This is a genomic window from Cytobacillus sp. IB215665, assembly GCF_033963835.1.
Taxonomy (GTDB): Bacteria; Bacillota; Bacilli; order Bacillales; family SM2101; genus Nanhaiella.
In genome coordinates, this window is sequence record NZ_JAXBME010000004.1 from 23,402 (window position 1) to 46,460 (window position 23,059).

Consider the following 23,059-nt stretch of genomic DNA (forward strand, 5'->3'; position numbering starts at 1 on the left):
TATGTGACAGCCCAATTTCCAAAAGTTTTGAACTCCTTCTTTAAGTGAGTGTTCAATAATAATGAGGGATATTATATGTTAATTCGATACAAAAAGAATTATGAAAAAATTGCAATGGGACTTCTTTCATTCATGCCAAATGAAAAAGACTTAAAAAAGTTGCAGCAAACCATTAAACAATATGAAGAAGAAAAGGATAAACAATTATTTCTTTGGAAGGAAGAAGATATTATAGGATTGATCGGTGTTATTCAATTTCCAGAAAAAAGAATAGTTGTGCAGCATATTAGTGTTAATCCATCCCATCGGTATCAAGGGCTTGGGAAAAGAATGGTTGAAGATTTAGCTAAACTATTTCCAAATGATCAATTACAGCCAACCTCTGAAACTGCTTCTTTTATAGAAAAATGTAATATCGATCATTAAATACAGCCTTTGTTGTCTCTTTTTATTTTTACGCAAAAGTCATCGTTTGATAGAAGAAAAGATACCCCGAAAGCTAATGGTTTCATGTTTAGCTCTTATTACGAAAAACAACAATCAGCGCTTCTAAAACAGCCTTGTTAAAACAATATTGTTATGTTGTGTATGAAACTTAATTCAATGCATAAAGTGAGAAAACAGCCTAAATTAAAGAAAGGCACTAAAATAGTGCTTTCTTTTTTTATATAGGCTGTTTTTGGAATAAAAACTTAAACGCATATTCATTTAATTTTTAATCAACAAGAGCCTTTATTTTTTTTCTTTCTTTTGGCTAATTGATTAGCTCTTTCTGTTATAACTTCAGTACGATCACGTAAAGTGTGTTTATTAATAAGGAAATTATTAGTTAAATCGCTACTTTTTCCCCATGTCAAGCCTTTTTCACTACATGCATTTTTACATGTAGTTAACAATGATTCGTCTTGAATTGGTAAATTAATACTTATATAAGGCTCATTAGCGATAATGGCATTCAGTTGCGACTGTAAAGTTGTTAATAGTGTTTTTAGGTTTATGCCTAGCTGTTCGACAGTATCTTTTTGAGCTTCTAAGATAGCAATAGCGTTTGCTATCATTTTTTGAGCACCTTTGAAATTACCTCTTCGATGATGATATAATCCGACAGCAATTTGAATGAACCCAACCCAAACTATATCATTGTCTGTTTGTTTCCAATACTCTTCGAGAACTTCATGGCATTCGAAATAATCACGATCCCCATGGAAATACACTAAATAATCTATATAAGCTTTTGGATACAAGAATTTATCACTCCCTATTTATCAAAGTATCTCACCATTTTTTTGTTAATAGTGTATCATAGTATGTAGCAAAAGCACCGTATAAAAGAGTATTGGATAAAAATTTAGTTTGTTCTATACTATACGTTAGTGTTAAGCTATATAAATACTGAATGAAGTATGATATGTTGGTGGGATGAAAGTGCAATATAATGTGAAAATTGATGCTTTTGAAGGACCGCTTGATCTTTTATTGCATTTGATTAATCGATTAGAAATAGATATTTATGATATACCAGTAGCGAAAATTACAGAACAATATATGTTCTATATTCATACAATGCAAGAATTACAGCTAGATGTTGCTAGTGAGTATTTAGTTATGGCTGCTACTTTATTAGCAATCAAGAGTAAGATGCTACTACCTAAACATGAAGAGGAGTTATTCGATGAGGATGTTGAGGTCGATATCACTGAAGATCCTCGAGAAGAGTTAATCAATCGCTTAATTGAATATAGGAAATATAAGGAAGCTGCGACAGACTTAAAGGAGTTAGAAGCTGAACGTAGCAAAGTTTTTACAAAAGCACCCAGTGATGTAAATGAATTTGTAAAAGATACTAAGGCAAAGAGCCAGCCACTTGATGTGAACTTATACGATATGCTCGCAGCATTTCAAAAACTATTACGTAGGAAAAAGCTCCAAAAGCCACTCCATACGAAAATAACTCGTCAAGAAATTCCAATTGAAAAAAGAATGGAAGAAATTATACAAGAGTTATCGTCAATTAAAGGAAGGAAAAGTTTTTTTGAACTATTTCCCTATGAAGATAAAGGGCACATCGTTGTTACTTTTTTAGCCATTTTAGAATTGATGAGAGAAAACGCGATTAATATTGAACAAGAAAAAAACTTTGATGAAATTTTTTTAGCTAGTAAGGTAAGGTGATTTGGCAATGAATATTGTCGAGTGGAAAGCTGTAGTAGAAGGGCTGCTATTTGTCGCCGGTGATGATGGACTATCGTTAAAGCAAATAGCGCTAGTTCTTGAAATTGACGAAAATGTTGCTCATGACATTATTATTGAATTACAGGAAGAATATAAAAATAATAAACGCGGATTGTTTGTTTCAGAAGTTGCTAATACATACCAACTGACGACAAAGAAAGAACATGCAGCCTTCATAAAGAGGTTAGTAGAGTCTCCTGCGTCAACATCTCTTTCACAAGCTGCATTAGAAACATTAGCCATTGTAGCTTACCGTCAGCCAATTGCAAGAACAGAGGTAGAGGAAATTCGTGGCGTGAAAACAGAAAGACCACTACAAACATTAATGGCAAAGGCGTTAATTAAGGAAGTAGGTCGTGTTGAAGGCACTGGGAGAGCCATTCTTTATGGCACAACAAAAGAGTTTCTTGAGTATTTTGGTTTAAGAACTCTTGAAGAGCTCCCACCATTACCTGAGCAAGTTCAAGAGGAATCCGTTCAAGAAGAAGCCGATTTGTTTTTTGAAAAATTTCAAGAAATTGAGTAAATAAGTTAGTCTTAAATTCAAGTGTCATAATATACACTCTTTTTTTTGTATGTTAAGATGGATGTAAAATAACTTTTTTTTTCACAAGATGTTGACGATTGCACAAATGGGATGGTGGGCTGTATGCTAATAAAAAATTGTAATGGTTATGAGCTAGAAAAGGAGAAGCCAAACACATCAGAAGACTTTTTTAATCGATCTGAGGTTACATTTGTTGAAGATGGCGAAGAAAGAACATTTCATTTGCTATATATTCGTTATTTTGATGAACGCTTGAGTGAATTCACACCCTACAACAGTGATCCTATTTTTACAATAGGGGAAAAAGACATCCATTTCAAAGATATTGTAGGATTAATTTGTTTACTAAAAAAACCACAATTTCTTTCACGTAAACGCGTATATATAAATAATATTAATGAATTTGTAGAATATTTTAAGGATGTACAATTTGAAAAACTTCCAGAAATATTTCAGTCGATTGAATATAATGAAGGATATAAGGTCGATTCAACGTTATTGTTTAGTTAAGAAATATACTAATAATAATTTGGAGGGCTATGATGGGGAACAGTATCGTACAAACACAAACAGTAGAAGTTGAAGAATTTTTAAGTAAAACAGTCAACACATTAACAACGTATTTGAATGGCATAACTATTCATACACTGCTTCAAGAAACTCCGGAAAACCAAGTTTATTTTGAAGATATTTTATCAGAAATTAGAAGATTAGTTGTGTATTGTGAAGAAGGGCTTGAAGCTTGTAGAATTGTATTATCAAATGTTCCATTTCGAAAAGCTGCGGCGGAGAAAACACTTTATAAAATATATCATCAATGTATTGAAGAATTCTTTTCACCTAAAAAAGATTTATGGTATGAAGATAGTCGTTCAGCTTACACAGGGAATAACTCAATTAGATTCCGAGAAGTCCCCCCATCTTCTATTAAACAACTGTTAGCATCTTTGGAGAAAGGTTTTCAAACGATTCGAGAAGAGCTAGAATATTATGAAACTGATTATCATACAAAAATTCTTCAATCAAAATAAGTTTGAGGTGGCGATTGCCACCTCTCTTTTTTATATTTGTTTTTCACATTAAGCCTATTTTTGAATACGATATGTTGGAGTAGGAAGGGGTGAATGTGTGAACGATACTAATTATAGAAGGTATATGAGTGATGTTACAAAATGGGGAAAGGATGTTATAGCCCATTTAAATAACAATGATGTTCATAATGCTAGTCTACAAGAAAGGATTCAAAATGTAATCTCACAGGTGCAAGAAAATATAAATAGAGATGGAGTAATTTTAAAAGAGGAAGCAACACGGATTCATGATCAAGTGCTACTTTTACATCACGAATTAGCAAATATACCACAAAATGAATTTAGTAGGCAATCGTTTAATGATCGTGTTCCCATAGGAGAGCATAAGCTTCCTCCATTGCCATACGACTATGATTCTTTAGAGCCTTATATTTCCGAAGAAATTATGCGTTTACACCATGATAAGCATCACCAAAGTTATGTAGATGGACTTAATAAGGCAGAAAAAATGCTTCTTAAGGCAAGAGAGTCAAATGATTACTCTCTTATTTTACATTGGGAGAGAGAAGCGGCTTTTCATGGATCTGGACATTATTTACACACTATATTTTGGAATAATATGACACCGAATAGTAGCGGAAGTCCTCGAGGGTCGTTATTAAAACAGCTTATTTTAGATTTCGGTAATCTTGAACAATTTGTACAGAATTTCACAGCAGCTGCCAAAGCTGTTGAAGGTGTAGGGTGGGCTATAGTTGTATGGTCACCTCGATCGAGAAGGCTAGCGATTCTACAAACTGAAAAACATCAGTTATTTACACAATGGGATACGATTCCAATTATGGTCTTAGATGTTTGGGAACACGCTTATTATTTGCAATATCATAATGACCGTGGGACTTATGTGGATAATTGGTGGAAAGTAGTGAATTGGAATGATATTGATGAACGTTTTGAACATGCGAGAAGCTTAAGATGGGATCCGTATTAATTGTAAGTAGCTCAAAATTATAATGATTCCTTCTTTTTTTAGACAACAAAGTAAAACATCTTCGAACCTATCTTCATCGTTAATTGATGGATTGAGGCACTGGCGTTTTTCCGAATTTTTATTCATATAGAAGCCTGTCTTGCATACACTTGTATTAGTCCGGGTTCAATACGAGGATAGGCTTTTTTTATATCCTCTCATAGAAAAATCTCGGGAAAAAGGGACGGGGATTTGATGGTATGCATGAGAAAATGTATGACATTTCTTTTAATCATTGTTTTATTATTATCAGTTAATCAACAAGTAGCAGTTGCGAATAATGACGTAAGTGCCAAAAGTGCTATCCTTATTGAACAAGAAACAGGTAGAGTCTTATACGGGAAAAATGAGCATACAAAGATGAGAATAGCAAGTATAACAAAAATAATGACTGCTATAATTGCTATTGAGTCTGGAAAACTTGAGGACATAGTGGATATTAGTGAAAGAGCAATATACACTGAGGGGTCGTCCATACTTCTCGAGCTAGGTGATCAGATAACATTAAAAGATTTAGTATATGGCTTAATGCTTCGCTCTGGAAACGATGCAGCCGTCGCAATAGCTGAACATGTTGGTGGTAGTGTGGAAGGCTTTAATTTCTTAATGAATGAAAAAGCTGCAATGATTGGTATGACAAACAGTGAGTTTTCGAACCCTCATGGATTGGACGATCACGAGAATCACTATTCAACTGCGTATGATATGGCATTATTAACGAAATATGCAATGGAAAATGAAGCATTTCGCGAACTATTCGCGACTGAGCTCTACCATCCAACATATAAAACTAAAGCATGGAAGAATAAACATAAGCTAGTGACTGGAATGTATTCCTATACAACTGGTGGTAAAACCGGTTATACGAAAAGAGCGAATCGTACTTTAGTGACGACAGCTGAAAAGAATGGCTTAGAACTTATAGCAGTTACTTTAGATTCAAATTCGAATGACTGGAACGACCATATTAATATGTTTGAAACGGGATTCGATCAATATAATCTTATTAATATATTTGGCCAGGATAACTTGGATAAGGTCAAGGATGAATTTTATAAAAATAAAATATTTGTGGAAAGAGATGTTCTTTATCCTTTAAATAAAGAAGAAGAAAATGAAGTAAACGTTGCTGTACAGCTTATAAAGCCTCAAAAATCTTGGAAAAAAAATAAAGACGTTCCAACGATTATAGGTAAAGTAGTGATCAGCCTTAGTGATGATAAGATCCAAGAAATTCCAGTTTTTTATGATCATGGGAATAGAAAATCGAAAAAGTCATGGTGGCCGATATTTTCACAAGTGTTTGCTATGATTATTGGAGTAAACTCAGATGGTTAATATAATTTGGGTTCTAATGACAGTCGTTGGCATCGTTTTTTCTTTGCTAAATGGAACGATTGAACAAGTCAATGAAGCAATATTTAAAGGTGCTAGAGAAGCGGTGACGATTTGTATTGGACTAATTAGCATTCTCGTGTTCTGGTTGGGGTTAATGAAGATTGCTCAGGAAGCAGGGATGTTAGACAAGCTGGGAAAAATTTTTAAACCACTCGTAAGTAGGCTTTTTCCTGAAGTTCCTGCTGATCACCCCGCGATGGGTTACATATTATCAAATATGATGGCAAATATGTTTGGTCTTGGCAATGCCGCCACCCCGATGGGGATAAAAGCAATGGAACAGTTAAAAAAGCTAAACGGTGATAAAGATGTAGCTAGCCGTTCTATGATAACTTTTTTAGCAATCAATACTTCTAGCCTTACACTAATTCCAACTACGATTATCGCTATACGCATCACTTATGAATCTTCAAAACCAACTGAAATTGTCGGTACAACATTAATTGCCACCTTTTTTTCAACTATTTGTGCAATTTTAATTGACCGCTATTTTTATTATAGAAGGTTAAGAAGGGGTGGAAAATGATATGGCTATACTTACATTAGTGTCTTTATGGTTCATCCCTTTTCTCATTTGCTTTATATTAATAGTTGCTACGGTAAAAAAAGTTCCAACGTATGAAGTTTTTGTTGAAGGTGGTAAGGAAGGAATCAAGATTGCATTTTCAATCATTCCATTTTTAGTAGGGATGCTTGTATCAATATCGATATTTAGAGCATCAGGAGCGTTGGATTATTTTATAGGGATGATAAGGCCGTTATTAGAAGGGATAGGTGTACCTGCTGAAATTATTCCCCTCGCAATAATGAGACCTATTTCTGGAACTGCAGCATTAGGAATGACCACAGACTTAATTGGCACGTATGGACCAGATTCTTTTATTGGAAGGTTAGCTTCGACGTTACAAGGTAGTACCGATACAACTCTTTACGTGCTTACAGTATATTTTGGAGCAGTAGGAATAAAGAAAATGGGTGATGCATTAAAGGTTGGTCTCCTTGCTGATTTATGCGGTATCATCGCGGCAATCACCGTTGTAACAATTATTTTTGCTAATTAAGGCGCATCTCAATAGAGTAGCGTCTTATTTTTTTTATTCTGAAAACTTGTGAAAAGATGTTCAAACAAGTAAGATGTTATCGAGGTGAATTTTAATATGGAACGACTACAAAAAGTAATTGCACAAGCAGGGGTTGCTTCTAGGCGAAAAGCAGAGCAATTAATTTTAGATGGAAAAGTAAGTGTAAATAATAGCATAGTTAAGGAGCTTGGAACGAAAGTTAGCTCACATGATAAAATTGAAGTGAATGGGATTCCTATTGAGCGTGAAGAACCTGTTTATTATTTACTATATAAACCAAGAGGTGTTATTTCCAGTGTATCAGATGAAAAACAAAGAAAAGTTGTCACAGACTTTTTTCCTCATCTAAAACAACGTATATATCCTATTGGACGCTTGGATTATGATACATCAGGGTTATTGTTGTTAACGAATGATGGTGACTTTGCAAATATATTAATGCATCCTAAATACGAGATTGAGAAAGAGTATGTTGCAAAAATAAAAGGTATCCCTACTCGTGAAAATGTGAAAAAGCTTGAGAAGGGGATTCGTCTAGATGACGGAGTAACTTTACCGGCAAAAGTGAAAGTCAAGTCAATTGATAAGAAAAAAAATACTTCAATCGTGCAAATTATTATTAGGGAAGGTCGAAATAGACAAGTTCGGAGAATGTTAACGGCGATCGGTCATGATGTAATGAAGTTAAAACGTGAAAAATATGCCTTTTTAGACTTGAAAGGGTTAAATACAGGGGATGCGCGTGAGCTTTCTCCTCATGAGGTGAAACAGCTACGCTCGGTAGCGAAGACTGGTAATAAAAAAAATATTTATTAAGTTTATGAATCTGTCACACAACATTCAAAATGTAAACACTGTGTAAAACTTATTTAGTGATATAATGTGGAGTGGATTATACTAGGTAAGTGAATTTACCAAGATACAGGGGGATGTTATTTAGCCCTAGAGGGGGATTGGGATCATGAAAAAGCAGCAACGGTTAATTATGCGAACCGTCATTTTAGTTGTATTGTTGGCGGCCCTCGGATATGCCCTATACTCAAATATATTTATGACAAAGGAAGCGGTTGCAAAGGGAGATCAAGCGCCAGACTTTGTGTTAACAGATTTGGAAGGTAACACACATCGATTGTCCGACTACAAAGGCCAAGGGGTATTTTTGAACTTTTGGGGAACTTGGTGTAAACCATGTGAACTTGAAATGCCCTACATGAATAATCAATATCAATATTTTAAAGATAAAGGCGTGGAAATCATTGCAGTTGATATTGATGAATCTGAATTTAGCGTGAAGAAATTCGTCGACAAACACGGATTAACATTTCCAGTTGTAATTGATGAAGACAGCCAAGTGATGAATGCATATGACGTTGGGAATTTGCCAACAACTTTTTTAATAGACAAAGATGGAAAAGTTGTTGATATTGTAAACAAAACCATGAGTGAAAGTGATGTTAAACAATACATGGAAAGCATCATACCATAGGGAGTTAGAGAAATGGAAAATGTTAAGTGTGAATGTGGACACGTAAATCCGCATGGAACGGTTTTATGTGAGTCCTGTGGAAGGCAGATTGATAATGTTAATAATGAAGAGCAAAAACAAGTTGATATGCGCTATGATGGTAGTGCAAGGCGTTCACAAACATATAACAAAACGATAATTGATAAAATATGGAATTTCTTTTCTTCTGTAAAAGTTGGTGTTTGGTTAATAGTTATTACTTTAATAGCTTCAGCTTTTGGAACAATTTATCCGCAATTAATGTATATACCGAATGCTGCTAAGGCTGATCCAGCAGCATACTATGAATCTCAATATGGTGTGACAGGCAAATTATATTACGAATTAGGCTTTCATGAGTTATACGGTTCATGGTGGTATTTAATCTTAATAGGGAGTATCGGTATTTCTCTCGTTATTTGTAGTTTAGATCGAGTAATTCCTTTGTATCGTGCATTAAAAAAACAAGGTATTTCAAGACATCATAGTTTCTTAAAAAGACAAAGGCTTTATAGTGAGTCTCAACTTAAAGACAATGAAAATTCGTTAGCTACAGTGAGGGAGAAGCTATTAAAGAAAAGGTATAATGTCCGTGAAGAAAATGGTAATATTCTTGCTGAAAAGGGAAGGTTCTCACGATGGGGGCCATATGTAAATCATGTTGGACTCATAATTTTTTTAATAGGTGTACTCGTTCGATCAGTGCCAGGGGTATATATTGATAAGTCATTGTGGATGCGAGATGGAGAGACTAACGAAATCCCAGGTACGAATGGGCAATATTATTTACAAAGTCATGGCTTTAAGTTAGATGTCTATGAAAAAGACTCTGAAAAAGAAGTTTTTGAAGATGCGTTAGCGAAAATTGGCGATGGGGTGTTAGCAAAAAACTATCAAACTGATGTTACGTTATATGAACGTGTCGGTGATTTTATTCCAGGTGCGGAACCGGAGCTCAAAAAAATCAAGGATTTTGCAATCCGCGTGAATGAACCTCTAAAATATGACCATTATGCATTATACCAGGCAGACTTTAAATTAAATGAGTTTCGTGAAATGTCTTTTAAATTAGTAGAGAAAGAAAATGAGGATGTAAGCCTGGGTGAATTAACGATAGACCTTCATAATCCCCAGGAAGAGTATGATTTAGGTGAAGGTTATCAAGTAAAGTTATTGAAATACTTTCCGGATTACTATTTAAATAGTAATGGTGAACCTGATACAAAATTAAAAATTCCTAATAATCCTGCTTTTGTATTTGAAATGTATACACCTGATACTCCAGAGGGTGAAAGAAGCTTTGTTGCAATACGACAAAATATTGAGCCTAATGGAGATAATAAATATAAGGTGGCTTTTTCAGGAATTGAAACGGTAAATGTCTCAGGGCTAACTGTAAGGCGTGATTTCTCATTAGCTATTATAGCCATAGGTGGAGCAATATTTATGATCGGTGTTATCCAAGGTATGTACTGGAATCATCGTCGGATTTGGTTCAAGCGTGAAGGGGATTTGATTTATATTGCAGGACATACGAATAAAAATTGGTTTAGTTTGAAAAAGGACATTACATCAATTATCGAGGGTACTCAGCTCGTTATGCCAGTTGATCAAGTAGAAGATCGTAAGAAGCAGGCAAAGGGGGATTAATATGGCAGAATTAAGTAGTAATTTACTATATATTGCTTTTTTATTATATTTAATTGCAACAGTTTTTTTTGGAGGGACGATAGGCAACAAACGCAGTGATAATAAAAAAAACCGTTGGGCACAAATTGGGATTATTATTACGATCTTAGGGTTTGTGTCACAGCTTGGTTATTTTATTTTGAGGTGGATTGTAGCTGGACATGCGCCAGTCAGTAACTTATTCGAATTTACTACGTTTTTTGGAATGATGTTAGTCGGTGCATTCATTTTTATCTATATTATTTATAAAGCTAGTGTACTCGGTTTGTTTACACTACCAATAGCTATGCTAGTTATTGCATATGCTAGTATGTTTCCAACCGATATTTCTCCTTTAATTCCTGCGTTACAAAGTGACTGGTTATACATACATGTTATTACTGTATCAGCAGGTCAAGCAATTCTTGCAGTAAGTTTTGCTGCTGGGTTAATTTATTTACTTAGATCAGTAGATCAATCGAAGAAAAGTAAACGTACTTTTTGGCTTGAATTAATATTGTATAGTTTAGTAAGTACAATAGGTTTTATTACCATTACTAGTGGGTTTAAGGTTTTAGATTATGAAGCGACATTCTCATATGTTGACAAAAGTGAACAGCCACTTGAGGTTACTTATCAACTTCCAGCTTTAGTTGGACCATATCAAGGGGAGCTTCTTACAGCTGAACGCTTTGAGCCATTAATAAGTATGCCTGCCGTAATCGATGCACAAAAATTAAATACATTACTATTATCATTAATAACAGGATTAATTATATACGGCATATTGAGGTTAATACTCCGGAAAAGAATTGGTGCTGCATTGCAGCCTATTGTGAAAAATGTTAACTTAGATCTAGTGGATGAGATAGGTTACCGTGCAGTAACTATTGGGTTTCCAATTTTCACATTAGGCGGGCTAATCTTTGCGATGATTTGGGCGCAAATAGCGTGGAATCGTTTTTGGGGATGGGATCCAAAAGAGGTATGGGCGCTTATTACGTGGCTCTTTTATGCAGCCTTTTTACATTTAAGACTTTCTAAAGGGTGGCACGGTGAAAAATCAGCATGGTTAGCGGTAATTGGTTTTGCCATTATTATGTTTAATCTAGTTGCTGTTAACTTAGTCATTGCAGGATTACATTCATACGCATAATCATAAAGACACATACGCATAAACCTATACGTTAACAATTTCAACTATTAACATTGTCTGAGGAGGACGAGACATATGGAAAGAGAAATTAAGATATTAGTTGTTGATGATGAAGAACGTATTCGACGACTATTAAGGATGTATTTGGAGCGTGAAGATTACGTAATTGAAGAAGCAGACAACGGTAATGATGGTTTACTTAAAGCTCTTGAAAATGACTATGACCTCATTCTTTTAGATTTAATGATGCCTGGGAAGGATGGCATTGAAGTATGTAGAGAACTTAGAGAGAAAAAGGCGACACCTACAATTATGCTAACTGCAAAAGGTGAAGAAGTAAATCGTGTACAAGGGTTTGAAGTTGGGACAGATGATTATATCGTTAAACCATTTAGCCCGAGAGAGGTTGTACTTAGAGTCAAGGCATTATTAAGAAGATCTTCACCGACTTCTTATTTACAAACTGAAACAACTACAAAAGATGTAATTGTATTCCCTCATTTATCAATCGATAATGATGCACATCGTGTATCTGCGGATGGGAAAGAGGTCAGTCTTACACCTAAGGAGTATGAGCTTCTTTATTTTCTTGCCAAGGCTCCTGATAAAGTGTTTGATAGAGAGCAATTATTAAAAGAAGTTTGGCACTATGAATTTTTTGGTGACTTACGTACTGTTGATACACACGTAAAACGTCTACGTGAAAAACTGAATCGTGTTTCTGAAGAAGCAGCAAAAATGATCGTAACTGTTTGGGGTGTGGGTTACAAGTTTGAGGTAACCAATGAATGAAACTTTGGCGAAGTGTAGTAGGGAAATTATGGTTTACCATTTTGCTATTAGTTTCATTCGTATTATCAATTCTAACCGTCCTTTTACTCCAGTTTTTTGAAAATTATCATGTCAATGAGGCAAAGAATGATTTAACAAAAACAGCAACCAAAATAGCCTCGATTATGGAAGAATATGATGATAAACAATTAGCACGGAATATTTCATGGGAATTAATTGATGAGATGACGAAGGTCATTATTGTATATGATAAAGAAAATTATTGGTATTCACCTGATAGTAATGTACTAGAAAACCTACCAATATCATCGATCTTTAATGATAAACAACTAGCTAGGGTGTTTACAAACAGGGAAGTAATAAGCGAAAAGAAATACTTACATGAAATCACAGCTCCAGTAGATAAAAACAGCCAATTGTTTTTAGTTGCTGCACCTTTAAAAGTTTCTAACGAAGAAAATGGCGCAGTAATTATATATCAGTCATTAAGGGCTGTTGAAGAGACATCGCACCAAACAACTAAACTAATACTTTTAGCTGCGGGAGTCGCAATTGTTTTAACGACAATATTTGCTTTTTTCTTGTCAACTAGAATAACTTCTCCACTGCTTAAAATGAGAGAAGCAGCGTTCGAAGTGGCAAAGGGGAAATTTGATACGAAGGTACCGATTTTAACGAATGATGAAATTGGTGATTTAGCTACTGCTTTTAATCAGATGGAGCGACAATTAAAATATAATATGAACGCGTTAAGTCAAGAAAAAGAGCAGTTATCTAGCATTTTAAGCAGTATGGTTGATGGTGTAATTACATTTAATAAAGATGGCTCGATCTTAGTTTCAAACCCACCTTCTGAGCAATTTTTGCAAGCATGGTATTATGAGCAAGGTAATTTAGAGAAGCCTACGGAAGAGCTACCATCAGAGGTTCGAGAATTGTTTAAACAAGTTGTTTCTTTTGAGAAAGAACAGACGATAGAAATCACATTACAAGGTAGGAATTGGGTTATCGTCATGAGTCCATTATACGATAATAAATTTGTCAGAGGAGCTGTCGCAGTACTTCGAGATATGACTGAAGAACGAAGGTTAGACAAGCTACGAGAAGATTTTATTGCGAATGTTTCCCATGAATTAAGAACACCAATTTCTATGTTACAAGGATATAGTGAAGCGATCATTGATGATATTGCTAGTAGCGATCAAGAAAAGAAAGATATCGCAAAAGTAATATATGATGAATCTTTACGTATGGGTAGGCTAGTGAATGAACTGTTGGATTTAGCTAGGATGGAAGCTGGTCATTTAAATTTGCATTTAGAAGAGATAGATATTCAGCCTTACATTCAAAGAATAATTCGCAAATTTCAAGGATTGGCACAGGATAAGTTAATTACATTGGATGTGCATATTAACGTAATACATAAAACAATTATGTTTGATCCTGATAGGATTGAACAAGTATTAACAAATCTGATTGATAATGCAATACGTTATACTGATGAGCAGGGAACTGTTGTTGTACAAGTAAATTCTATAAAAGATGGTTTGAAAATTGACGTCAAAGACTCTGGGGCAGGAATTCCTGAGGAGGACTTACCATTTGTCTTTGAACGCTTCTATAAAGCAGATAAAGCTCGAACGCGAGGACGTTCAGGTACTGGTCTTGGCTTAGCCATTGCAAAGAATTTGATAGAGGCACACGATGGAAACATCTTTGTTCATAGTAAAATTGATGAAGGAACTACATTTTCATTCTTTATACCACAATAATAAAATGCGCAATTATGTCATGTTAAGTTTTTGCCAAGCAGTCAGATTATTCTTGTCAATATATTAATAATCGGGTATTATGAAAAAGAATTTTTAAAAAGGCTCATTTCGTATATGGAGATACGATTGTTAATAAATTAGAATGATAGAAGTGGTATTTTAAGCAATCAGCTTTATACTTACCGTCTTTGCATGAGTAACAATAATCAATGCGTAGACAGCCTAAAAAATAAATAGTGCTAGGTGTCTTTTCTTATATACTACATAGGATATCAAGAGAATTTTAAAACATTCTCATAAAGACTTAAAAGGGAATTCTAGTGTGAATCTAGAACTGCCCCCGCAACTGTATTTGTGGACGAAATGATATTACCACTGTATGGAATAATAATATTATACATATTGTTAGCCATATGGGAAGGATCAAAGTAGGATGAAGCATGAGTCAGTAGACCTGCCAAGCACTATATACGTTTTCAATTCTTCGGGGATTGAGTATTGAGACGGTCGAGTAGTGTATTTATTAATAACAATACATTTATGATGCCGTCTAACAGCTCATCCAATTCGGATGGGCTTATTTCTATTTAGGCTTATTTCTTAAACATTATTGTTTCCTTACCAACAGAGGATAAAATCATTCTCATCGTTGTATAGAAGAAAAGATGCCACGAAACTCTAGTTGTGAACATGTATATTTCCTAATACGAAAAACAACAATCAATGCGAAAACAGCCATATTACAAAAGAAGGAGAAAAAAAGATGTTAAACATTAAAAAGTACTTCCCCACTGTCTTTTTCGTTATTTTATCATTCATTTTATTAGTAGGTTGCGGTCAAACTGAGGTAAATAATAATGCTGCCTCTACAAACGGAGAGCAGGAAACTAAAGTTGATGATAAAGCAGAGTCTACAAACGGAGAACAGGAAACTAAAGTTGATGATAAAGCAGAGTCTAGCTTTCCAGTAACAATTACGGATGGATTAGGTAATGAAGTGACAATAGAAGAAGAGCCACAAGCAATTGTGTCGATAATTCCTAGTAATACAGAAATAGCTTTTGCGTTAGGTTTAGGTGATAAAATGGTTGGTGTTGGTGATTGGGCTAATTATCCACCAGAAGTAGCCGAGATAGAAAGGGTTGGAGGAGCAAAATTTAATGTTGAAAAGATAATTTCATTAAACCCAGACGTCGTTCTTGCCCATGCCTCAAGTGCCCATAGCTCTACTGAAGGTCTTCAACAACTACGAGATGCTGGTATAAACGTGGTCGTTGTTAACGATGCATCATCATTTCAAGCAGTATATGACTCAATTAAAATGATTGGCACTGTTACAGGAACAGAAGAAAATGCAGACAAGATCATAAGTGATATGACAGAAAAATTGAATCTTATTAAAGACAAATCAGCAGAAATTAAAGAAGCTGATCAAAAGGTAGTTTGGATAGAGGTAGATGCTCAATTATATACAACTGGAAAAGGTACTTTTATGCATGAAATGCTCGAAGCGATTGGAGCAATAAATGCTGCTGGTGATCAAGAAGGTTGGCCACAATTTACTGAGGAAGATGCGGTATTACTTAATCCAGATGTTATTGTTATTACATATGGGTATTATGTTGAAAATGCAGTAGAACAAGTATTAAATCGAGATGCTTGGCAAGAGGTACCAGCAGTTAAGGATAAGCTCGTATTCGATATTAACTCGGATTTAGTAACAATCTCTGGTCCACGTTTAATTGAAGGAGTAGAAGAACTTGCAAAAGCTGTCTATCCTGACATTTATCAATAAAAGCCGTGTTCTACCATATATTATTACTGTATGTTTTGTAATATTTTCAATTTTGTTAGGGGTTTCGATAGGGACGTTATCGATTCCCTTTTCTACTATTTTAAACGTTATTTTTTATAGTGTTTTTCATTTAGGATCAATAGAGACGCTTGATACAGCAGTAGTTAATATTATTATGGCAATACGCTTACCCCGAGTGATCCTAGCTTTTATAGTTGGATCTTCTCTAGCGATTGCAGGGGCTGCATTTCAAGGGTTGTTAAAAAACCCATTAGCAGACCCTTATACACTCGGAGTATCTTCTGGAGCATCAGTTGGAGCAGTAATTGTGCTTTTTTTTGGTATACATATCCCTTTTATAGGGAAATTTACTTTACCGATATTTAGTATTTCTTTTGCCTTTCTATCTCTCATACTCGTATTAGTGTTTGCCCGGGCGGTTGAGAAATCCATTTCTGTGGAAACGATCATTTTAACTGGTATTATATTTAGCTCATTTTTAGGGTCTATTATTTCTTTAATGATTGCACTTACTGGTGAAGAATTAAGACAAATCATTAACTGGTTATTAGGTAGTGTAGCGATGAGGGGGTGGGATTATATTAAGATTATTCTACCTTTTTATATGGTAGGCACTGTATTACTACTCGTTAATGGAAGAGAGTTAAATGCATTCTCATTTGGTGAAGAATCAGCTAAAGTTTTAGGGGTTAATGTGGCAAAACGAAAAATGACCATTTTGGCAGCTTCTTCACTATTAACAGGTGCAGCTGTTGCCGTGTCAGGAACAATTGGTTTTGTAGGTCTAGTTATCCCTCACATTACAAGACTATTATGGGGCGCGAACCATATTCGTCTATTACCATTATCGATGCTTAATGGGGGGGCATTTTTAGTTATTGCTGATTTAGTCGCTAGAACAATTATTACTCCACGTGAGCTACCCATAGGAGTCATTACAGCCTTAATTGGTGCACCTGTGTTTGCTTATATTTTTATATCGAATCGAAGAGGATGATATTGTCATGATTAATGTAACGGAAGTTAGTTATCATTATAATCAAAAAAAGGTGTTGGATGATATTAACTTCACTGTTAAAAAAGGAGAAATTTTAGGTATAGTTGGGCCTAATGGCAGTGGCAAAACAACATTATTAAAATTAATTTGTGGAATGGTACATGCTAATACAGGCGACATCAAAATAAAAGGCCAGTCGATAACAAAATATGAGCAAAAAAAACTAGCGAAAATCATTGCGGTTTTACCTCAAACTATTGAAGCATCATTTAATTATTCAGTTCAAGAAACAGTTAAATTAGGTCGATATGCTCACCAAAAAGGGCTATTTCCTCAGTGGACAGATGAAGATGAGAACGTTGTAAAAAAGTCTATTCAACTAACTGGTTTAACGGGAATGGAGCAAATGAGCTTAGCATCTTTAAGTGGTGGAGAGCGTCAAAGAGTGTTTTTGTCACGTGCATTATCACAAGAGCCTGAAATACTCATGTTAGATGAGCCAACCAATCATCTAGATATATCGTATCAAATCCGTTTACTAGATTCTTTATCACAATGGTCTAAGACATCAGAATTAACTGTTATTGCAATTTTTCACGATCTTAACTTAGCAAGTTTTTATTGTGATAAAATTCTTTTGCTGAATAATGGAAAAATGGTTGCGATGGACGCGCCTAATAAAGTACTTAACGAAAGAGATTTAATGAGCGTATACCGAACACAATTAACTGTAGGTGAGCACTCTACAGTACCGAAAACATTAATATCACTCGTCCCCAAATTACCTACTTTACAACAAGAAAATGGGTTGATGTCACAAATATCAATGGACACATCTAAAGAAATAATTGTTATAAAGACTAAACAACCATTTAAAACACTTTCTTCAGCAATAATTGGTGATGGAATTGGTTGGAAAAGTACCTTTGTAAACCGTCACGTCCACAAAAATTATGATTGCAGCAATCCAAAACAAGATATGGCATCATTTCTGCAAAGCCATAGTATGAATAGTCATGATTGTATCGGCATGATGACCGCAGCAACATTAGAAGATGTAGCTACGGAAACGCTTACTCTTGATAACCTTAACATATTTACAGTCATAACCGCAGGTACATCAAATGCAGTTGATGTGAGTAGAGCAATACATAGAGAAGAAGAGGTGGTTTATCCAGGGACGATTAATATGATGATCTTTATTGAAGGTAGACTTACGGAAGCTGCATTTGTACAAGCGATAATGATAGCTACTGAAGCAAAGACAAAAGCGCTCCATGATGAACATATAATGGACCCTTTGTCAGCAACTATAGCAAGTGGAACCTCGACGGATAGTATTGTCATAGCAGCATCTCAGACAAACAAGCTTATAGAATATGCAGGATCTATTACTCCTGTTGGTAAAGCGATTGGGCATACTGTTTATGGAGCGACAAGGAAAGCTATTCAAAATAATAAAATAAGAAGAAGTGGTCGTGAATGATAGAGCATATCTTTGCAATTATTATTGCGCTCGGTTTAGATTTTGTAATAGGAGATCCAAAATGGCTTCCCCATCCAGTTAGAGGTTTTGGCTGGATGATTAAGAAGTGTGATAATGCGTTAAATGAAGGTAGGTTCAGAAAAAGCAAAGGGGTAATAACAGTCATAGTAGTTTGTGGTTTTGCAACAGTCATTTCTGCGGCAGTTATATTTTACCTATATTCATTACATTGGGCCATTGGCATGCTTGTTGAGGCACTGTTTATCTTTACAACAATCGCAACGAAAAGTTTAAAGGAAGCCGCCATTGAAGTTAAGCTACCTTTAGTTGATCAAAATCTAGATTTAGCTCGAGAGAAATTAAGCTGGATTGTTGGAAGAGATACGATACAGCTTGATGAATCAGAAATTGTTCGTGGGGTCGTTGAGACTGTAGCCGAAAATACGAGCGATGGTATTACAGCCCCTTTATTTTTCGCAATACTTGGAGGTGGCCCTTTAGCTGTAATGTATCGAGCAGCAAATACGTGCGACTCAATGCTTGGCTATAAAAATGAAACATACCGAGAATTTGGTTGGGCGGCGGCGAAATTTGATGATTTATTAAATTTTGTTCCTAGTCGAATATCTGGAGTATTAATGATTGTTGCAAATGTTGCATTGACAAAGCAGTCATTAAAGAAATGTATGAAACTCTTATTTCGTGATGCTAGCAAACATCCCAGTCCTAACAGTGGGTGGCTAGAAGCGGCGATGGCTTCGATATTAAGTGTTCAGTTAGGAGGGATTAACTATTATAAGGGCGTTGCATCCAATAGAGCGACAATTGGTGAACCCATCGTTGCACTAACTGTAAAGCATATAGATATGGCAAATCAAGTGATGATCAGAACGGTTATAGCGTGTACTATTTTCTATGTTCTAGGAGGGATGTTCATTGAAAGTACCAACACATGGCGCTAATCCTAAAAAACTGTACGAGGCATATAATATCGCACCTCCAAAAAGGATAATAGATTTTAGTGTTAACACTAATCCTTTAGGAGCTCCTATCACCTTAAAAGACGAATTTAACAAGAGCTTCCACTTTGTCACTGAATACCCAGACATTGAGTCTAGTAAACTATATTCGGCTATTTCTCACAGGGAGAATATTCCAACTTCAAAACTATTTGTTGGGAATGGTGGATCCCAATGTATTTATTTATTATCCCAACTGTTTGCTGGGAAGAAGGTAGGGTTACTAGAGCCAACTTTTTCAGAATATCGAACTGCTTGTACCGCTTATTCATGCCAAATTGAATCGATTCTATTAAATGAATCTAATAACTGGCAACCTCAAATTAATCGTCTTAAAGTCCTCATTAGAGAAGTTGATGTGATGTTTCTTTGCAATCCGAATAATCCTACTGGGACTGTAATAGATGAGGCTATACTACTCGACATTATTGATTATGCAAAGATACATCATACAACAGTCATTTTCGATGAGGCGTTTTACGATTTTTGTGAAACTTCAATATCAATGGTCAAGTATATACAAGAATACAATCATGTTATTATTTTACGCTCACTCACTAAAATGTACCATTTAGCGGGGGTCCGCTTAGGTTATGTGGTTGCATGTGAAAGTATAATAGAACGTTTAAAGACGCTACAGCCACCATGGAGTGTAAACGGAATCGCTCAACATTTAGGTGTGTTATGCATAAGTGATAAAGCTCATGTTGCTAAGACAAAACAATTGGTTGATGAAGAGAGAAGGAGAGTATTCCAACAACTTACACAGCTTCATTATTATGTTTCTCCTTCCACTGTAAATTATTATTTACTGAAAGACCCCGTATATAATAATCAGCAAGATTTGATAAGCTATTTATTGATGAATGGGATTGTACCTAGACACACGTACAACTTTTCAGGGCTTGATGGTAAGTATATAAGATTAGCTATTCGGACAATAGAAGAGAACAATTATCTGTTCGAAGTTTTAATGAGGTGGAAGAACAAATGATGGTATTTGTCTCTGGGGGTGTGAGAAGTGGTAAAAGCAGTTTTGCTGAACAAGTAGTTGAAAAATTAGCTAATAACTCAGAACAAGTTCATTATATTGCTACGTCAAAAGCTGTGGATGCAGAAATGCTTGAACGAATTAGCAGGCATAAACAAGATCGTAAAGCTTTGAAGCGGGACTGGATACTTTGGGAACAACCATACAATATAAATAACCTTATTTCTAACTTTTCAAGTAGCAATCTTATTTTAATTGACTGTCTGACGATTTTAGTAGCAAATGAATTGTTTAGAGAAGGGTGTAATTGGACGAGTAAAGAATATGGTAAGAAATTAATACAAGAGCTTTTAAGCACGTTCTATATGTTAAATGAAAAATGCAAACATATTGTCATTGTATCCAATGAATTGTTTTCAAGTGGGATAGCTTCAGATAAGGGGTCCTATATGTATATGTATGTGCTTGGTAATCTTCATCAAGCAATCGTTCAAGCATGTGACGAAGCTTATTTTGTTCAATTTGGCATTCCTCAATTAATGAAGAGTAAAAACGAGATGAGGGAATTACGTTGAGAATCATCAATGGCTTTTTATTAGCAATTCAATTTTTTACGACTATTCCTTTTAAAAAAAACATTCAATGGGATTCAAAAAGTGGAAGATGGTGTGTCCGATTTATTCCTCTTATTGGTCTTATTTTAGGTATTTTACTAGCTAGTATACATACGTTATTCCTTAATTACTTTTCGATATCAAACGCGGTGATGGCTTTATTTCTTATGTTTTTCTCAGTTTTATTTTCTGGTGGACTACATGTTGATGGGTGGATGGATTGTAGTGATGCATTTTTTTCTTATAAAGATACGGATCGTAGACTAGAGATCATGAGTGATGCTAGAGTTGGTGCTTTTGCTGTGATCTCATTGTTATTCTTATTTGGCTTTCGTTATTTATTCATCTTTGAATCTATGGGTTCCTCTATTATAACTATCGCTTTACTAGTTATACCCATTTTATCTAGAACGTTTATGGTATATTTGCTAGTCACAACACCACTTGCAAAACACGAAGGAATGGCGGCTGCATTTAAAAAACATCTAACCTCAGCTGAAAAGAAATACGTTTATGCAACTGTTATCTTAGTTTTATTACTGCTATACTTCTTCACTCATTTAACCGCTATGCTATTTACAGTAATATTAATGATCGCATCTTTCTTTCTTTTATTTACAGGAAGAGCTTTTATTGTGAAGCATTTTGGGGGCATGACAGGAGATACGTTAGGTGCTTTTGTTGAAGGAACAGAAACGGTGTTATGGTTCATTTGTTGGCTTTATGCTTCTTACTACATATTATAATCGAATGAGGGGGAAGTACAATGCATTTTGTATGTGGAGGTGCCTTCCAAGGAAAGCGGAAGTGGGTAGTGGAAACATATCAGTTACTAACTAAGGAAAGCTGTTGCTGGATATGTGGATATAATGATGAGACAAGTGAAATAAAAGAAGGTTTTTCGATCGTAGTTATCGAAGGAATAGAAGCGTTAATAAAAAAGTCCATTGATCATTGTGTAGATCATCAGTTACGTAGTTTGTGGCAGGAGAAAATAACTCAATGGTTAAATTGGGAGAATGAGTCTGAAGAAAATCTAGTTATCCTTATCGGTACAGATATTACTCAAGGTCTTGTGCCAATTGAAAAAACAGAACGTCTATTGCGAGATATTGTAGGTTGGTGTTATCAAGACATTGTGCAACAATCTATTAGAGTTGATAGAATTTGGTGTGGTATAAGTGAAAGAATAAAATAAAGAGGAGTAGATTACTTTGAAGCTATATACACGATCAGGTGATAAAGGACAAACAAGTATAATTGGTGGTAGAGTAGATAAAGACCATGTTAGAGTAGATGCATACGGAACAGTAGATGAGTTGAATTCCTTTGTTGGACAAGCTATGACGTTACTTAAGGAAGAAACATTTGCTGATATATATAGTGAATTAGAGAAAATTCAGCACGAACTGTTTGATTGTGGTGGAGATCTAGCTGTAATTAACAATAAGCGGGCTTATAAGGTACAGTATGACATCGTTGAATTTTTGGAGAGTAGAATTGATGAATATATTAAGGAAGCGCCTGCACTAGAAAGGTTCATATTACCAGGAGGATCAGCACCCTCAGCAGCCATACATATTGCTAGAACGGTCGCACGTAGAGCTGAACGAAAAATTGTGACGTTACAAAAGCAAGATGAAATAAATGATAATGTTCTAAAATATATTAATCGACTCTCTGATTACTTTTTTGCAATTGCACGTGTAATTAATGCTCGCGACGGAGTGAAAGATGTAGAGTATGAACGAAGCGCGATTGTTTTCAAAGATAGAAAGATAAGGGATGTAAAGAAAGAAGATAAATAGCAAATACCATTAAAGGAAGAATTAAAAATTCTTCCTTTTTGTTAAAATGAGTAGTGTAGTTGTCTAAGAGAGGTATTGTTAATAATTGTAATATAATTTGGTTGTAACTTTTTAAA

At 35.0% G+C, this 23,059-nt stretch carries 25 protein-coding genes and 1 riboswitch; of the genes, 24 read left to right on the forward strand and 1 reads right to left on the reverse strand.

The window, feature by feature from the left end; all coding sequences use genetic code 11:
- Positions 1 to 75: 75 nt before the first annotated feature.
- The gene (locus SLH52_RS06345; protein ID WP_320208444.1) at positions 76 to 426 is read left to right on the forward strand and encodes a GNAT family N-acetyltransferase; all 351 of its coding nucleotides are present in this window, start codon (positions 76 to 78) and stop codon (positions 424 to 426) included.
- 293 nt (positions 427 to 719) lie between these two features.
- On the opposite strand, the gene SLH52_RS06350 is transcribed toward SLH52_RS06345, so the two are convergent.
- Positions 720 to 1,244 carry a DUF309 domain-containing protein gene (locus SLH52_RS06350; protein WP_320208445.1) on the reverse strand — a complete coding sequence of 175 codons (525 nt, stop codon included), beginning with the start codon at positions 1,242 to 1,244 and terminating at the stop codon, positions 720 to 722.
- A 175-nt stretch (positions 1,245 to 1,419) separates the two neighbouring features.
- On the opposite strand from SLH52_RS06350, the gene SLH52_RS06355 reads away from it, so the two are divergent.
- The 23 genes from SLH52_RS06355 (at position 1,420) to SLH52_RS06465 (ending at position 22,943) form a co-directional block, all read left to right on the forward strand.
- Entirely contained in the window at positions 1,420 to 2,172 is a 753-nt protein-coding gene (locus SLH52_RS06355) for a segregation/condensation protein A (RefSeq protein WP_320208446.1), read from the forward strand.
- 7 nt (positions 2,173 to 2,179) lie between these two features.
- Positions 2,180 to 2,758, forward strand: a complete 579-nt coding sequence (gene scpB / locus SLH52_RS06360) for an SMC-Scp complex subunit ScpB (protein ID WP_320208447.1) — start codon at positions 2,180 to 2,182, stop codon at positions 2,756 to 2,758.
- A 123-nt stretch (positions 2,759 to 2,881) separates the two neighbouring features.
- Complete coding sequence (locus tag SLH52_RS06365) at positions 2,882 to 3,289, forward strand: hypothetical protein (RefSeq protein ID WP_320208448.1); 408 nt, start codon at positions 2,882 to 2,884, stop codon at positions 3,287 to 3,289.
- 32 nt (positions 3,290 to 3,321) lie between these two features.
- Complete coding sequence (locus SLH52_RS06370; RefSeq protein ID WP_320208449.1) at positions 3,322 to 3,810, forward strand: YpuI family protein; 489 nt, start codon at positions 3,322 to 3,324, stop codon at positions 3,808 to 3,810.
- Positions 3,811 to 3,907: 97 nt separating this feature from the next.
- Positions 3,908 to 4,801 (forward strand): superoxide dismutase, encoded by an 894-nt coding sequence (locus tag SLH52_RS06375; protein ID WP_320208450.1) that lies wholly within the window; start codon positions 3,908 to 3,910, stop codon positions 4,799 to 4,801.
- A 255-nt stretch (positions 4,802 to 5,056) separates the two neighbouring features.
- Entirely contained in the window at positions 5,057 to 6,178 is a 1,122-nt protein-coding gene (locus SLH52_RS06380; protein ID WP_320208451.1) for a D-alanyl-D-alanine carboxypeptidase family protein, read from the forward strand.
- On the forward strand, positions 6,171 to 6,764 hold the full coding sequence (locus SLH52_RS06385; RefSeq protein WP_214480103.1) for a nucleoside recognition domain-containing protein: 594 nt from the start codon (positions 6,171 to 6,173) through the stop codon (positions 6,762 to 6,764). Before SLH52_RS06380 ends, SLH52_RS06385 begins: the two co-directional genes overlap by 8 nt.
- Position 6,765: 1 nt before the next feature.
- Positions 6,766 to 7,299: a spore maturation protein gene (locus tag SLH52_RS06390; RefSeq protein WP_320208452.1), complete on the forward strand. Its 534-nt coding sequence runs from the start codon at positions 6,766 to 6,768 to the stop codon at positions 7,297 to 7,299.
- A 96-nt stretch (positions 7,300 to 7,395) separates the two neighbouring features.
- Positions 7,396 to 8,136 carry a pseudouridine synthase gene (locus SLH52_RS06395; RefSeq protein WP_320208453.1) on the forward strand — a complete coding sequence of 247 codons (741 nt, stop codon included), beginning with the start codon at positions 7,396 to 7,398 and terminating at the stop codon, positions 8,134 to 8,136.
- Positions 8,137 to 8,281: 145 nt separating this feature from the next.
- Entirely contained in the window at positions 8,282 to 8,806 is a 525-nt protein-coding gene (gene resA / locus SLH52_RS06400; RefSeq protein ID WP_320208454.1) for a thiol-disulfide oxidoreductase ResA, read from the forward strand.
- 12 nt (positions 8,807 to 8,818) lie between these two features.
- Positions 8,819 to 10,474, forward strand: coding sequence for a cytochrome c biogenesis protein ResB (locus tag SLH52_RS06405; RefSeq protein WP_320208455.1), 1,656 nt, complete (start codon positions 8,819 to 8,821; stop codon positions 10,472 to 10,474).
- A 1-nt stretch (position 10,475) separates the two neighbouring features.
- Positions 10,476 to 11,648: a c-type cytochrome biogenesis protein CcsB gene (gene ccsB / locus SLH52_RS06410; RefSeq protein WP_320208456.1), complete on the forward strand. Its 1,173-nt coding sequence runs from the start codon at positions 10,476 to 10,478 to the stop codon at positions 11,646 to 11,648.
- 75 nt (positions 11,649 to 11,723) lie between these two features.
- Entirely contained in the window at positions 11,724 to 12,440 is a 717-nt protein-coding gene (locus tag SLH52_RS06415; RefSeq protein WP_214480097.1) for a response regulator, read from the forward strand.
- Positions 12,437 to 14,212 (forward strand): ATP-binding protein, encoded by a 1,776-nt coding sequence (locus SLH52_RS06420; protein ID WP_320208457.1) that lies wholly within the window; start codon positions 12,437 to 12,439, stop codon positions 14,210 to 14,212. Before SLH52_RS06415 ends, SLH52_RS06420 begins: the two co-directional genes overlap by 4 nt.
- A 249-nt stretch (positions 14,213 to 14,461) precedes the next feature.
- A riboswitch (cobalamin riboswitch) is annotated at positions 14,462 to 14,689 on the forward strand.
- Between the two features lie 286 nt (positions 14,690 to 14,975).
- Entirely contained in the window at positions 14,976 to 16,007 is a 1,032-nt protein-coding gene (locus tag SLH52_RS06425) for an ABC transporter substrate-binding protein (protein ID WP_320208458.1), read from the forward strand.
- On the forward strand, positions 15,973 to 17,025 hold the full coding sequence (locus SLH52_RS06430) for an iron ABC transporter permease (RefSeq protein ID WP_320208459.1): 1,053 nt from the start codon (positions 15,973 to 15,975) through the stop codon (positions 17,023 to 17,025). Before SLH52_RS06425 ends, SLH52_RS06430 begins: the two co-directional genes overlap by 35 nt.
- A gap of 7 nt (positions 17,026 to 17,032) precedes the next feature.
- Complete coding sequence (locus SLH52_RS06435) at positions 17,033 to 18,511, forward strand: adenosylcobinamide amidohydrolase (protein WP_320208460.1); 1,479 nt, start codon at positions 17,033 to 17,035, stop codon at positions 18,509 to 18,511.
- A complete protein-coding gene (cbiB, locus tag SLH52_RS06440) occupies positions 18,511 to 19,473 on the forward strand; it encodes an adenosylcobinamide-phosphate synthase CbiB (RefSeq protein WP_320208784.1) in 963 nt (320 codons plus the stop codon). Before SLH52_RS06435 ends, cbiB begins: the two co-directional genes overlap by 1 nt.
- Positions 19,448 to 20,524 carry a threonine-phosphate decarboxylase CobD gene (gene cobD, locus SLH52_RS06445; protein ID WP_320208461.1) on the forward strand — a complete coding sequence of 359 codons (1,077 nt, stop codon included), beginning with the start codon at positions 19,448 to 19,450 and terminating at the stop codon, positions 20,522 to 20,524. Before cbiB ends, cobD begins: the two co-directional genes overlap by 26 nt.
- Complete coding sequence (locus SLH52_RS06450; protein ID WP_320208462.1) at positions 20,521 to 21,096, forward strand: bifunctional adenosylcobinamide kinase/adenosylcobinamide-phosphate guanylyltransferase; 576 nt, start codon at positions 20,521 to 20,523, stop codon at positions 21,094 to 21,096. The genes cobD and SLH52_RS06450 overlap by 4 nt, the downstream gene beginning before the upstream one ends.
- Positions 21,093 to 21,881, forward strand: coding sequence for an adenosylcobinamide-GDP ribazoletransferase (gene cobS / locus SLH52_RS06455; protein ID WP_320208463.1), 789 nt, complete (start codon positions 21,093 to 21,095; stop codon positions 21,879 to 21,881). Before SLH52_RS06450 ends, cobS begins: the two co-directional genes overlap by 4 nt.
- Positions 21,882 to 21,901: 20 nt before the next feature.
- Positions 21,902 to 22,333 (forward strand): bifunctional adenosylcobinamide kinase/adenosylcobinamide-phosphate guanylyltransferase, encoded by a 432-nt coding sequence (locus tag SLH52_RS06460; protein ID WP_320208464.1) that lies wholly within the window; start codon positions 21,902 to 21,904, stop codon positions 22,331 to 22,333.
- Positions 22,334 to 22,349: 16 nt separating this feature from the next.
- Positions 22,350 to 22,943 carry a cob(I)yrinic acid a,c-diamide adenosyltransferase gene (locus SLH52_RS06465; protein WP_320208465.1) on the forward strand — a complete coding sequence of 198 codons (594 nt, stop codon included), beginning with the start codon at positions 22,350 to 22,352 and terminating at the stop codon, positions 22,941 to 22,943.
- Positions 22,944 to 23,059: the final 116 nt, after the last annotated feature.

Coding starts and splice junctions, on each gene's coding strand:
- SLH52_RS06345 (WP_320208444.1), top strand. CDS start 76: ATGTTAATTCGATACAAAAAGAATTATGAAAAAATTGCAATGGGACTT.
- SLH52_RS06355 (WP_320208446.1), top strand. CDS start 1,420: ATGAAAGTGCAATATAATGTGAAAATTGATGCTTTTGAAGGACCGCTT.
- scpB (WP_320208447.1), top strand. CDS start 2,180: ATGAATATTGTCGAGTGGAAAGCTGTAGTAGAAGGGCTGCTATTTGTC.
- SLH52_RS06365 (WP_320208448.1), top strand. CDS start 2,882: ATGCTAATAAAAAATTGTAATGGTTATGAGCTAGAAAAGGAGAAGCCA.
- SLH52_RS06370 (WP_320208449.1), top strand. CDS start 3,322: ATGGGGAACAGTATCGTACAAACACAAACAGTAGAAGTTGAAGAATTT.
- SLH52_RS06380 (WP_320208451.1), top strand. CDS start 5,057: ATGACATTTCTTTTAATCATTGTTTTATTATTATCAGTTAATCAACAA.
- SLH52_RS06385 (WP_214480103.1), top strand. CDS start 6,171: ATGGTTAATATAATTTGGGTTCTAATGACAGTCGTTGGCATCGTTTTT.
- SLH52_RS06390 (WP_320208452.1), top strand. CDS start 6,766: ATGGCTATACTTACATTAGTGTCTTTATGGTTCATCCCTTTTCTCATT.
- SLH52_RS06395 (WP_320208453.1), top strand. CDS start 7,396: ATGGAACGACTACAAAAAGTAATTGCACAAGCAGGGGTTGCTTCTAGG.
- resA (WP_320208454.1), top strand. CDS start 8,282: ATGAAAAAGCAGCAACGGTTAATTATGCGAACCGTCATTTTAGTTGTA.
- SLH52_RS06405 (WP_320208455.1), top strand. CDS start 8,819: ATGGAAAATGTTAAGTGTGAATGTGGACACGTAAATCCGCATGGAACG.
- ccsB (WP_320208456.1), top strand. CDS start 10,476: ATGGCAGAATTAAGTAGTAATTTACTATATATTGCTTTTTTATTATAT.
- SLH52_RS06415 (WP_214480097.1), top strand. CDS start 11,724: ATGGAAAGAGAAATTAAGATATTAGTTGTTGATGATGAAGAACGTATT.
- SLH52_RS06420 (WP_320208457.1), top strand. CDS start 12,437: ATGAAACTTTGGCGAAGTGTAGTAGGGAAATTATGGTTTACCATTTTG.
- SLH52_RS06425 (WP_320208458.1), top strand. CDS start 14,976: ATGTTAAACATTAAAAAGTACTTCCCCACTGTCTTTTTCGTTATTTTA.
- SLH52_RS06435 (WP_320208460.1), top strand. CDS start 17,033: ATGATTAATGTAACGGAAGTTAGTTATCATTATAATCAAAAAAAGGTG.
- SLH52_RS06450 (WP_320208462.1), top strand. CDS start 20,521: ATGATGGTATTTGTCTCTGGGGGTGTGAGAAGTGGTAAAAGCAGTTTT.
- SLH52_RS06460 (WP_320208464.1), top strand. CDS start 21,902: ATGCATTTTGTATGTGGAGGTGCCTTCCAAGGAAAGCGGAAGTGGGTA.